At 44.6% G+C, this 11,781-nt stretch carries 9 protein-coding genes; 7 read left to right on the plus strand and 2 right to left on the minus strand.

The window, feature by feature from the left end; translation table 11 throughout:
* Window positions 1-283 precede the first annotated feature (283 nt).
* Both Q0372_RS02155 and Q0372_RS02160 read right to left on the minus strand, forming a co-directional pair.
* On the minus strand, window positions 284-1,894 hold the full coding sequence (locus Q0372_RS02155) for a CTP synthase (protein ID WP_298101996.1): 1,611 nt from the start codon (window positions 1,892-1,894) through the stop codon (window positions 284-286).
* A gap of 559 nt (window positions 1,895-2,453) precedes the next feature.
* Window positions 2,454-3,344: a peptidylprolyl isomerase gene (locus tag Q0372_RS02160; RefSeq protein WP_298101999.1), complete on the minus strand. Its 891-nt coding sequence runs from the start codon at window positions 3,342-3,344 to the stop codon at window positions 2,454-2,456.
* 84 nt (window positions 3,345-3,428) lie between these two features.
* Here Q0372_RS02160 and gltX point away from each other — a divergent pair, with 84 nt between their 5' ends.
* The 7 genes from gltX to Q0372_RS02195 all read left to right on the plus strand — a co-directional run bounded on the left by gltX (window position 3,429) and on the right by Q0372_RS02195 (window position 11,262).
* A complete protein-coding gene (gene gltX, locus Q0372_RS02165; RefSeq protein WP_298102002.1) occupies window positions 3,429-4,808 on the plus strand; it encodes a glutamate--tRNA ligase in 1,380 nt (459 codons plus the stop codon).
* 1 nt (window position 4,809) lies between these two features.
* On the plus strand, window positions 4,810-6,066 hold the full coding sequence (locus Q0372_RS02170) for a malic enzyme-like NAD(P)-binding protein (protein WP_298102006.1): 1,257 nt from the start codon (window positions 4,810-4,812) through the stop codon (window positions 6,064-6,066).
* A gap of 44 nt (window positions 6,067-6,110) precedes the next feature.
* Entirely contained in the window at window positions 6,111-7,559 is a 1,449-nt protein-coding gene (locus tag Q0372_RS02175) for a nicotinate phosphoribosyltransferase (RefSeq protein WP_298102010.1), read from the plus strand.
* Complete coding sequence (locus Q0372_RS02180) at window positions 7,552-7,923, plus strand: hypothetical protein (RefSeq protein ID WP_005869803.1); 372 nt, start codon at window positions 7,552-7,554, stop codon at window positions 7,921-7,923. The genes Q0372_RS02175 and Q0372_RS02180 overlap by 8 nt, the downstream gene beginning before the upstream one ends.
* 77 nt (window positions 7,924-8,000) lie before the next feature.
* Window positions 8,001-8,693: an MqnA/MqnD/SBP family protein gene (locus Q0372_RS02185; protein ID WP_298102014.1), complete on the plus strand. Its 693-nt coding sequence runs from the start codon at window positions 8,001-8,003 to the stop codon at window positions 8,691-8,693.
* The gene (gdhA, locus tag Q0372_RS02190) at window positions 8,690-10,048 is read left to right on the plus strand and encodes an NADP-specific glutamate dehydrogenase (protein ID WP_298102017.1); all 1,359 of its coding nucleotides are present in this window, start codon (window positions 8,690-8,692) and stop codon (window positions 10,046-10,048) included. The genes Q0372_RS02185 and gdhA overlap by 4 nt, the downstream gene beginning before the upstream one ends.
* A 482-nt stretch (window positions 10,049-10,530) precedes the next feature.
* Window positions 10,531-11,262, plus strand: a complete 732-nt coding sequence (locus tag Q0372_RS02195) for a DUF4197 domain-containing protein (RefSeq protein ID WP_298102020.1) — start codon at window positions 10,531-10,533, stop codon at window positions 11,260-11,262.
* Window positions 11,263-11,781 lie beyond the last annotated feature (519 nt).

The following is an 11,781-nucleotide window of genomic DNA, read 5'->3' on the forward strand; positions in this document are numbered from 1 at the left end:
AGTCGTCAAACAGTCGTAGTTGAACAAATAAAAGCTCCGTCGGTTTATTAAAACAAAAAAATTATATTTTAATTATTTTGAAATACTAGGTTTTTATCCTTTATTGAAAAAGTTTATATTAAATGGTTAGTTTATTTTGTTTATATTTTAAGTAGGCTGTCTCCTTTCACCTACATTTCTAGAATTTCAATTTTACTAATTCAAAATTTCCAAAATAAAAAAGCAGAAAAACTCCTAATTAATAAAAATTTTCCTGCTTAATTTGTTTTTCAATTAATTATTATTATTTTTCGCTTCGTTTCTTTAATGCCGCTTTTATCCAGCCTGTAAACAATGGATGTGGACGATTTGGACGGCTTTTAAATTCTGGATGGTATTGTGATGCTATAAAATATGGATGGTTTTTTATTTCGATTACTTCCACATAATTTCCATCTGGAGATAATCCTACAATATCCATTCCAGCTTTTTCAAATTCTTCCCTGTAAGCATTATTAAATTCGTATCTATGTCTATGTCTTTCAGTTATTTCAGTTTTTCCATATATATTTGCAGCCAAGCTATCGTCTTTTAATACACATGGATATGCTCCAAGACGCATTGTCCCTCCCATATCTTTCAGACCTTTTTGCTCTTCCATAAGGCTTATAATTGGATATGAAGTGTCTTTTTCAAATTCTGTCGAAGTTGCATCTTTATAGCCAAGTACATTTCTTGCAAATTCCACACAAGCCATTTGCATTCCAAGACAAATTCCAAAGAATGGAATGTTATTTTCTCTTGCAAATTTTATCGCTTCAACTTTTCCATCTACTCCTCTGTCACCAAATCCACCTGGCACTAAAATTCCATCATAATCAGCCAGTTTTTTCACATCAAATTCTCCAGCCTTAAAATAATCAATTTCAACTTTTGTATCAAGATTAAACCCAGCATGCTCGATTGATTCATGAATACTGATATAAGCATCTTTTAATTCAATATATTTTCCAACAACTGCTACTTTTACAATCTTTTTAGGGTTTTTGAATTTTTCTACCATTTTAGTCCATTCAGTCAGTAACGGCTTTTCATTTTTTATTTTAAAATGTTTACAAATTACATCGGCAAGTCCTAATTTTTCCATAGTTAATGGTATTTCGTAAAGACTTTCTGCATCTAATGATTCAATAACTGCTTCTTCATCAATATCACAGAAAAGTGAGATTTTTTTCTTAATATTCTCATCAACAGGATGTTCACTTCTCACTACAATTACATCAGGCGAGATTCCAAGCCCTTGAAGCATTTTTACACTATGTTGTGTAGGTTTTGTCTTTAATTCTCCTGCTGCTTTTAAATATGGCAACAATGTTACGTGAATATAAGCGATATTTTCTCTTCCAACTTCTCTCTTTAATTGACGAATTGCTTCAATAAACGGATCGCTTTCTATATCTCCAATAGTTCCACCAATTTCAGTAATTACAATGTCAGAATTATTTTCTTCAGCTGCTTTTATAACATTATACTTAATTTCATCTGTCACGTGAGGTACTGTTTGTACTGTTCCACCTAGAAACTCTCCACGACGTTCTTTTGCAATAATTTTTGACATAATTTTTCCTGTTGTCAAATTATTATATTTTGTCAGATTTTCATTGATAAATCTTTCATAATGCCCCAAATCCAAATCAGTTTCTGCTCCATCTTCTGTAACAAAAACTTCTCCATGCTGATAAGGACTCATAGTTCCTGGATCCACATTTATATATGGATCAAATTTTTGGATTGTAACTTTATATCCCCGCTCCTTTAATAGTCTTCCTAATGAAGAAGCCACAATCCCTTTTCCAAGCGATGAAACAACTCCACCTGTAACAAAAATATATTTTGTTGTACTTTGTTTATCCATTTTTCCTCCTAATTTTGTTTCACATATATATTAATTTTTATTTATTCTTGGCAATTTACTGAAATATCATTTTACTCTTTAAATATTGCTCAATAACTTTTTTTATCTAACAAATATCGATATTTTTTTACTTCAAAACATCTTTCTAAACTTTAAATATATAGTCTCTAAATAAATATATTAATTTTAAATTTTTATTGTGTTTGCCAATAATTTTTATATCAAAGCATAGAGTAAATGAGAGTTTTAACGCTTAGATTGGTAGTTAATTCGTAAGTCGGTATTGAAGTAGATATCGGATATAGAAATTTATATAAATCTTGGTAATTAAAGATTTTTCTAAAAGTTTTAAAACCTCAACAATTATACTGTCATTTACTTACAAACTCGGTAAAATCACTGATTATTATCGCTAGGCACCTTTAAAATTTGAACTAAATTTCACGTTTTTAGAATTCTTATTAAAACTGAATGCCGTTAAAGCCGCTAATTTATATTTTTTCGCGATAGCATATCTTAAAATTCTGATTAAATTTAACACGGCGGCAGATTTTAAAATTTACCGCCTTTTTTGCACTTTAACTTTTGGAGCGGTTTTTGCGCCTTGCGCTTTTGCCTGTGGGCGCTCGATGATGCGGATATTAGCGTTTGAGCGGAGCCTGTCGTTGAACTCAGTGACCGCCTTTTTGCGCTCGGAGGTCACGTAGCCTTCGATCGCCTTGTCTTGCACACTGTCAAAATCAAGCGTATGAAGCCCCTTTTTGTCGTTTACGTAAAACATTTCGTAGCCGTTGCGCGTAGGGATTATCGGCGAAAATTTGCCCTGCTCGACGTTCGTGACGATATATTTGAGCCCCTCGTCCATTTGATTGGCCTTGAGGGTTCCTTTCATCACATACACGTCGCTTGGGCGGAGCTTTGGATTTGCGCGGATCTTATCTAGCGGAGCCTGAGATTTCGCGATATAGCGGGTGAGCGTGATGCTATCGAAGGTTGTAAATAATGAACTATTTTGGCTGTAAAATTTTTTAACATTTTCGGGGGTCGTGCGGTGCTGCACGTCCGCAAATATCGAGCCATAGAGCTTTTCTTCAAGCAGTGTGTGGCGGATATTTGCTTTAAAGTCATCGTAGTTCATGCCTTGCTTTTGCACAGCGGTTTTGAGTTGGTCTAAGCTAAGCTTATTTTGATCAGCGATCGCTTTGAGTCTCGCGTCGATCTCCGCGTCATTTACCGCGATGCCGCGGCGTTTAATCTCGGATTGTTGCAGCTTTTGCCCGATTAAAATTTCCATCGCAGCTTGCGGCGAAGCGCCCGTTAGCTTCTGAACTTTGGCTAGTTCGTAGCCGGTGATGGGCTCATTATCTACCACGGCGATGACGCCGTTTACTACTTCGGCATTTGCACAAACAGCACAGATCATTGCGGAAAAAAGCAGTTTCTTTATCATTTTTAACCTTTATTTAGTCTTTTTGCTTTATAATTACAAGATCGCGATTATAACATTAAATGGTAATTTTTGCAAAGGAATTTTATGATAGTAACTCGTTTTGCGCCGAGTCCTACGGGATATTTACATATCGGCGGACTTAGAACGGCGCTTTTTAGTTATCTTTACGCTAGAGCAAACGGCGGCAAATTCCTGCTGCGTATTGAGGACACTGATCTGAAGCGCAATTCGCAGGAGGCTGCTAAGGCGATCGAGGAAGCCTTTAAGTGGTGCAATCTGGACTATGATGGGCAGATCGTGTATCAAAGCTCGCGCTTCGATCTTTACAAACAATATGTCCAAAAGCTGCTAGATGAGGGTAAGGCGTACAAGTGCTATATGAGCAAGGACGAGCTTGACGAGCTGCGAGCGCAGCAGGAAGCTCGCAAAGAGCGCCCGCGCTACGATAACCGCTATCGCGATTTTACCGGTACGCCACCTGCAGGGATCGAGCCCGTAGTGCGTATAAAAGCCCCGCTTAGTGGCACGATAGAATTTAGTGACGGCATCAAGGGTGAGATAAAATTTAATGCTGCCGATATTTTGGACGATTTCATCATCGCGCGTTCCGACGGCACGCCTACGTATAACTTCACGGTCGTGATCGACGACGCGCTGATGGGCGTCACGGACGTGATCCGCGGCGACGATCATCTAAGCAATACCCCAAAGCAGATCGTGCTTTATAACGCGCTAGGCTTTAAAATCCCGAAATTTTACCACGTCGCGATGATCAACGGCACCGACGGCAGCAAGCTAAGCAAACGCCACGGCGCTACCGACGTGATGGAGTATAAGCGCATGGGTTATCTGCCGCAAGCTCTGCTAAATTTTTTAGTACGCCTAGGCTGGAGCCACGGGGATGATGAAATTTTTAGCATGGAGGAGATGAAGCGATATTTTGATCCTAACCATATCAGTAAAAGCTGTAGCACCTTCAATCAAACCAAGCTCGAGTGGCTCAATGCGCATTATATTAAAAACTCTGACGACGACGAGCTTGTCTTGCAGCTTGTGGAATTCGGCGTCGATATTCGCTCGCACGCGAAAAAACATCTCATCGCGCAGCAGTACAAACAGCGCGCAAAGACGCTAGTGGAGATGGCCGAGGGCATTAAAATTCTTCTAAATCGCCCGAGCTGCTACGACGAGAAAGCGTATAAGAAATTTGTAACCGAAAGTTCGCTAAGCTTACTCGCAAAATTTGCGGATACTCTAAGCGCAAATTTAAATGCAAAGGAATGCGAGGAAAGGACGATGGAGTTTTTGGACGCAAGCGGCGCCAAGCTAAAGGATCTTGCCCAGCCGCTGCGCGTTGCGATCACGGGGGGAAGTGTAAGTCCGTCGATTTTTGAAATTTGTGAAATTTTAGGAAGCGACGAAGTTAAAACGAGAATTTCAAATTTAATCAAAAAAGGATTATAAAATGGCTAAAGTAAACGTTGAAGCAGCTTTGAAGTACCACATAGGCGGTAAAATCGGTACGAATGTAAAAACACCCTGCGCTACAGCGGAGGATTTGGCGCTTGCATATACGCCGGGCGTCGCGGAGCCTTGCAAGGTGATCGAAGGTGATCACGAGGCTGCGTTTAAATACACGAATAAAGCCAATCTCGTAGCCGTTATCACTAATGGCACAGCGGTTTTGGGGCTTGGTGATATCGGCGCAATCGCCGGAAAGCCCGTAATGGAGGGTAAAGCGGTTTTGTTTAAAAAATTCGGCGGCGTTGATGCCTTCGATATTGAGATCGACGAAAAAGATCCTAAAAAGATAATTGAAATTTGCAAAGCGCTTGCGCCTACGTTCGGCGGTATAAATTTAGAGGATATCAAAGCTCCCGAGTGCTTCGAGATAGAGCGCGAGCTGCAAAAAGCCGTCGATATCCCCGTCATGCACGACGATCAGCACGGTACTGCGATGATTACGGGCGCAGGGCTAATCAACGCAGCCCTTATCAGCGGCAAAAAGATCGAGGATATGAAGATCGTAGTCAGCGGCTCGGGTGCTGCTGGCATAGCGTGTGCAAAGATGTATCGTAATTTAGGCGCCAAACATATCATAATGCTCGATTCCAAAGGGGTGATCCACAAGGGTCGCACCGATCTTACCGAGCAGAAGAAAGAATTTGCCCTAGACACCACAGATCGCACGCTAGAGGATGCGATGAAGGGCGCGGATATGTTTTTGGGCCTTAGCAAGCCGGGCGTTTTAACCAAAGAGATGGTAAAGACTATGGCGCCGCATCCAATCATTTTTGCGCTTGCAAATCCGGTACCGGAAATTTATCCAAGCGAGGTCGAGGAAGTACGAAACGACGCGATCGTAGGCACAGGCAGAAGCGACTTTGCAAATCAGATCAATAACGTTTTGGGCTTTCCGTATATCTTCCGCGGCGCGCTTGACGTAAGAGCCAAAAAGATTACCGAAAATATGAAAATTGCGGCCGCTCGCGCGATGGCGGATCTTGCTCGCGAAGAGGTTCCTGCAGAAATCCGCAAGATGCTGGGCAAAGATAGCTTAAAATTCGGCAAAGACTACGTGATCCCAAATCCTTTCGATCCGCGCGTATTTGCCGTGATCTCGACGGCGGTTGCAAAAGCTGCGGTAGATGACGGCGTCGCTCGCGTCAAAGAGTTCGACGCTGCGGCTTATAAAAAAAGCCTAGAAGCCAAAAAGCTATGATTTTTTGCTCTAACACGAGGCTAGATTAAATTTAAGAGGCGTAAATGAAAGATTTGGCTTTACTTACCGATTTTTATCAGCTTAGTATGATGCAGGGTTATTTTTTTACAAAGCTCGATCAGACGGCGGTTTTTGACGTTTTTTATCGCAAAAACCCAAGCGGCGGCGGTTACGCGATATTTTGTGGCTTAAACGAGGTCGTGGATTATATCGAAAATCTCAAATTTAGTGACGACGATATCGCGTATCTAAAAAGTTTAAATTTCTTTAAGCCGGAATTTTTGGAATTTCTAAGAGGCTTTAAATTTAGTGGCGAAATTTACGCCATGGATGAGGGGCAGATCGTATTTCCGCACGAGCCGCTAATTCGAGTCAAGGCAAACATTATGGAGGCGCAGCTCATCGAAACTGCGATCCTAAATACTATAAATTTTCAAACTCTCATCGCTACGAAAAGCTCGCGTATAAACTTTAGCGCCAAAAATGATCCAGTGATGGAGTTTGGCTTGCGCCGCGCTCAGGGGCGAAGTGCGGGCATCTACGGCGCAAAGGCTGCGATTATAGGCGGTTGCATCGCCACGTCAAACGTGCTCGCCGCAAAGAAATTTGACGTCCCTGCGATCGGCACTCACTCGCACTCGTGGATTCAGAGCTTTGATAGCGAGCTGGAGGCGTTTCGCGCCTACGCTAAAATTTATCCGAACAGCACGCTTTTGCTCGTCGATACCTACGATACTCTCGCAAGCGGCGTGCCGAATGCGATCAAGGTTTTTAAAGAGCTTCGCGCGAGCGGTCATGAGCCGCTTGGAATCCGCATAGATTCGGGCGATCTGGAGTATCTGACCAAGCAGGCGCGTAAGATGCTCGACGCGGCGGGCTTTGAGAACGCAAAGATCACCGCATCTAACGATCTGGACGAATACGCGATCGATCAGCTTAAGCTCTTCGACGCCAAAATCGACAACTGGGGGATCGGCACGAGGCTTATTACGGGCGGAGATAGTTCGAGCCTCGGCGGCGTGTATAAGCTAAGCGGTATCGAAAAAGATGGCGAGATCATAGCTAAGATCAAAATTTCAAACGATCCGCGCAAGATCAATAACCCGGGCTACAAGCAGGTCTTTAGACTCTACGACAAAGATAACGGCATGGCGCTTGCCGATCTGATCGCGCTTGATGGAGAGAGCATAGACGAGAGCGCGCCGCTTGAAATTTTTCATCCTCTTTACACCTACAAGCGTAAAATTTTAACGAATTTCAGCGCGCATAAGCTCTTACGTCCCGTTTTCAAGGAGGGCAAATTCGTAGGTGTGCGCCGCACGGTAAGCGAGATCGCGCGTTTTAGCAAGGAGCAGAAGAGTAAATTTTGGCTCGAGCACCTTCGCAACGTCCATCCGCAAAGCTACAAAGTGGATCTCTCTCAAAAGCTTTGGGATATCCGAAAATCACTCATCAACGAGTGTAACCTAAATTTAAAGGAGAAATATGTTTAAAGTTCTATCGTGCGCCGCTTTGGCGTTAGTTTTGCTAGGATGCGGCTCAAACCAGCTCCGCCAATCCCCGGATAGCGCTATGAATAAGCAAGCACAGAGCGAAAAAACCATAACTCAAGAGAACGCAAAGACCTTCTATTTCGTCGATGACAAGGGCAAAAAGCTTTCGCTTAGCTCAAACGACGATTTCAATACCGCCGTGTTAAAGGACGATAGCGGCAAAAGCTACGACCTCAAGCGCGAGCGTGCCGCCGACGGCATCTATATGGAGAACAAGGACGGAGTGAGCATCCACTTCAAAAAAGGTGAGGGCATAGTGGAGTTTAGCAAATACAAATCCATCCCGATCACCGAGGTCAAATAAATCCTGAAATTTTTGGTTAAATTCCGATTTGGCGCCGGAATTTAACCTCTTTTCCTGCGCTAAATTCGGAGAAAGTTATGTTATTAGGCAAAATCGATTATCTAAATTTGCTCCCATTTCACGTATTTTTAAAATCCCTTCCGCTGCCGTCTTATGTTAAAAAATCGATAGAATTTAAAAAAGGGGTGCCGAGCAAGCTCTGCGCCGATCTTTATTATAGGCGCATAGACGCTGCGGTAATCTCCAGCATCGAAAGCCGCCGCTCAAAATACCGCAGGCTGCCTCTTGGAATCGTCGCAAAGCGGGAAGTGCTAAGCGTGCTCGTGCGCAAAAACTCGGCGCCCAGGCTCGATCCCGCGTCGATGAGCTCAAATATGCTAGCTCGCGTGCTGGATCTTAGCGGCGAGGTACTAATCGGAGATAATGCTCTAAAGGCTCTGCTTTCGCAGGGTAGGGATAAATTCTACGATCTGGGCGAAATTTGGCAGCAGCGCACGGGCTTGCCCTTTGTTTTTGGGCGGCTGTGCTGCGTGAAAAACGAAAAAGCTTACGCGCGCCTGGCGACGAAATTTTTACGTTCGCGCATTAAAATTCCAAGATATATCCTGCAAAGCTACACCATTTCGCGGGGCATAAAAGAGCGCGAAATTTTAAATTATCTGAAATTTATCGGTTATGAGATCGGCGTCCGCGAGGAGCTGGCGCTGAAAAAATTTATCGCTAAAGCCAAAAAATTAAAATTTAATCCGGTTCAAAAGGAGGAACTATGAAGTCTTACATCGACGGCTTGCTGCTAAATTTAAAGCGTGCCAATCCCGGTCAGGAGGTCTTTATCCAGGCATCGACCGAAATTTTATACTCGCTCATACCGCTTCTAAAGCGCGATGAGAGGTATGTGAAAAATAAAATTTTAGAGCGCATTTTGGCACCCGAGCGCACGATGATGTTTCGCGTCGTCTATATGAGCGACGACGGCGAGCCCTGCGTGCATACGGGATATCGCATAGAGTTCAACTCCGCTCTGGGCCCTTACAAAGGCGGTCTGCGCTTTCATCCGAGTGTAAATTTGGGCGTTTTAAAATTTTTAGGGTTTGAGCAAATTTTTAAAAATTCCCTCACGGGCCTTAATATCGGCGGTGCAAAAGGCGGCGCAAATTTCGATCCCAAGGGCAAGAGCGACGGCGAAATTATGAGATTTTGTCAAGCTTTTATGTTAGAACTTCACCGCCTAATCAGCTCCAATACCGACGTGCCTGCGGGCGACATCGGCGTGGGCGGTCGCGAGATCGGCTATATGTACGGCGCGTATAAAAAGCTCACCCGCAGATTCGACGGCGCGCTTACGGGCAAGGGGCTAAGTTGGGGCGGCAGCCTTGCGCGCACTGAAGCTACGGGCTACGGCTCGGTCTATTTTGCAAACGAGATGCTCGCTACCAGAGGCGATTCGCTGCACGGCAAAATTTGCACGATCTCGGGCGCCGGCAACGTCGCGATCTACACCGCCGAAAAGCTCTATCAGATGCAGGCTAAGCCCGTCACCGTGAGCGATTCTACGGGCTTTATCTATGATGCCGAGGGAATCGACGTGGCGCTTCTTAAAAAGCTAAAAGAGCAGCTGCGCGTGGGGCTTTGCGAATATATCAAAGAGCGTCCTAACGCAAAATTTATCCCCGTAAGCGCCTATCCCGCAGGCCGCAACGGCGTGTGGAGCGTGCCGTGCGACGCCGCGTTTCCGAGCGCTACGCAAAACGAGCTTAATCTGCAAGACGTAAAGACTCTCTATGCCAACGGATGTCGCATGGTTTGCGAGGGCGCGAATATGCCAAGCACGCTTGAGGCGATCGATTTTATGCTCGCGCAAAAAGACTTTCTTTTCGGCCCTGCGAAAGCGGCGAATGCTGGCGGCGTAGCTACGAGCGGGCTTGAGATGGCGCAAAACGCGCAGATGGCGTCGTGGAGCTTCGAGGAGGTCGATAGTAAGCTGCGCGAGATCATGCGCCACATATTTCGCACCAGCTACGAGACCTCGAAGGAATTCGGCGCGGAAGGTAATCTCGTGCTAGGCTCAAACATCGCGGGCTTTCGCCGCGTAGCCGATGCGATGCTGGATCAAGGCCTGGTTTAAGCTTAACTCGCTTTATTTTGTCAAAAGCGGCAGCTCGCTTTTAAATTTAAACTCTTTAAATTTGCGGCGAGCTTTTGGTTGTTTTGATAAAATTTCAATCGTTTATGCTGAGGATATGCGCACTTCTCGACATAATTCACTTTGTATGTCTTGTATTGGTATCTGGCGCGCTGCATAAATTTAAAAGTGTCAAGCAGTGCGGTTTTAAAATTTTTAGCTTGTCGTAGCACTGTTTTTAAAATTTAGCCGTAAGTACGACAAAACCCGCCGCCAAATTTCATCTTTAAATTTAACGGGTAAATTTTACCCGTTAAATTTAGCTTTGAAATTTGACGTTTAAAATTTAACTCGAAGCCGCTTTCAAATTTAGCTTAAAATTTTATCTCAGCTCGCCCGCGCAGTGCGTAAATTTAGACCGAGCACGGGCTGAGCGTTTACCGCATTTTGGCATAATGGCGCAAATTTTATCCAAAGGTTGCAATATGAAAAAATTTATGGTTTTACTAGCCGCTGCGTCGCTGTCGCTTGCGTATGCGGACGTGACGGATATTCTAAAGCAGGGCGCGGACATGCTCGGTGCGACTCAGAGCGGAAACTACAAAGAGCTGCTCGCTTCCGCCACAAACCGCGCCGTAGCCGAGCTCGCCAAGGGCTACATCCACAGCAAGACCGCTAAAATCGAACTTCCTCCTTCGCTGAAGGCGGCTGCGAAGCTTGCGAGAAAGGTGGGTGGCGATAAATGGGAGCGCGAGCTCGTCGTGAGTATGAACGATGCCGCTACCAAGGCGGTAAGCGGCGCGAGCAAGATATTTTTGCAAGATCTGAAATCGATGAGCGATGCCGACGTTAAAAAGCTCATCAGCGGCGGCGACACGGCGCTTAGCGAGTATTTGCAGAGCAAATCTGGTGCAAAGCTGCGAGCGGTTTTTAGGCCGATCGTAAGCGACATGATGAGCAAAAACAGCTTTGCGACGGCGTATAACGGGCTAAATTCCTTCGCGCAAAATAAGATCGCGGGCAATGAAGCGGTGCAAAACATCGCGCGCGGGCTGGGCGCGAGCGAGTATCTGCCTAAGCAGGGCGAGGATTTGAACGATTACATCACGCAAAAGACGCTGGATGGGCTGTTTGCGGTGATGAGGGAAAAAGAAAGCGCGCTTCGTAGCAGCGCCGTCGGCAAAGGTGCCGGGATTTTAGGTAAGGTGCTTCAATAAAGCTCGCGACGAGGCTTTGGCGTAAATTTCGCCGCATAGCTGCTTATAATTGCTTTGCGCCGTAAGTTTGGGCAGTCTAAAGCTGCGCGCAAAGCGCCCGCTCGCGCGAAGCAGCTGCTTGCGCCAAGGCGGGCGCGCGGCGGAATTTAGAGGTTCGTTTGTCGCGTGCTTGCGGCAGATTGGCTTTATACGATAATCTTGCTGCGAAGTTAGTCTGCGAAATTTGAAACTGTAAAATTTAGAAATTTAGCAAGACGCAAACAGTTTGAAATTTTAAAATTTCACGCAGAGTTTTAGAAATTCGTGCGGCAATTGAATGCGCGTATATCTAGCGCTTACGTCTGAAATTTTAAGAAGCGGCGGAGTATCGGGAAATAGAGCGGAGGCTGATAAGAGAACAAGGGTAAAGAAAGAAAGCTGCTTTATAAATTTCATCGCTTTTTAAATTTACGCTTTTTGATCTTCGGAGTTTTAGTGCTTTGCTCAGAGGCGTTCCCTTGTCGATACACGCCGTCATTT

This window comes from uncultured Campylobacter sp., assembly GCF_937997405.1.
GTDB lineage: Bacteria > Campylobacterota > Campylobacteria > Campylobacterales > Campylobacteraceae > Campylobacter_B.

Excerpts from the sequence above, each read along its gene's own strand:
- Q0372_RS02195 (WP_298102020.1), top strand. The coding sequence starts at position 10,531 with ATGAAAAAATTTATGGTTTTACTAGCCGCTGCGTCGCTGTCGCTTGCG.
- Q0372_RS02155 (WP_298101996.1), bottom strand. The coding sequence starts at position 1,894 with ATGGATAAACAAAGTACAACAAAATATATTTTTGTTACAGGTGGAGTT.
- Q0372_RS02160 (WP_298101999.1), bottom strand. The coding sequence starts at position 3,344 with ATGATAAAGAAACTGCTTTTTTCCGCAATGATCTGTGCTGTTTGTGCA.
- Q0372_RS02175 (WP_298102010.1), top strand. The coding sequence starts at position 6,111 with ATGAAAGATTTGGCTTTACTTACCGATTTTTATCAGCTTAGTATGATG.
- Q0372_RS02180 (WP_005869803.1), top strand. The coding sequence starts at position 7,552 with ATGTTTAAAGTTCTATCGTGCGCCGCTTTGGCGTTAGTTTTGCTAGGA.
- Q0372_RS02170 (WP_298102006.1), top strand. The coding sequence starts at position 4,810 with ATGGCTAAAGTAAACGTTGAAGCAGCTTTGAAGTACCACATAGGCGGT.
- gdhA (WP_298102017.1), top strand. The coding sequence starts at position 8,690 with ATGAAGTCTTACATCGACGGCTTGCTGCTAAATTTAAAGCGTGCCAAT.
- Q0372_RS02185 (WP_298102014.1), top strand. The coding sequence starts at position 8,001 with ATGTTATTAGGCAAAATCGATTATCTAAATTTGCTCCCATTTCACGTA.
- gltX (WP_298102002.1), top strand. The coding sequence starts at position 3,429 with ATGATAGTAACTCGTTTTGCGCCGAGTCCTACGGGATATTTACATATC.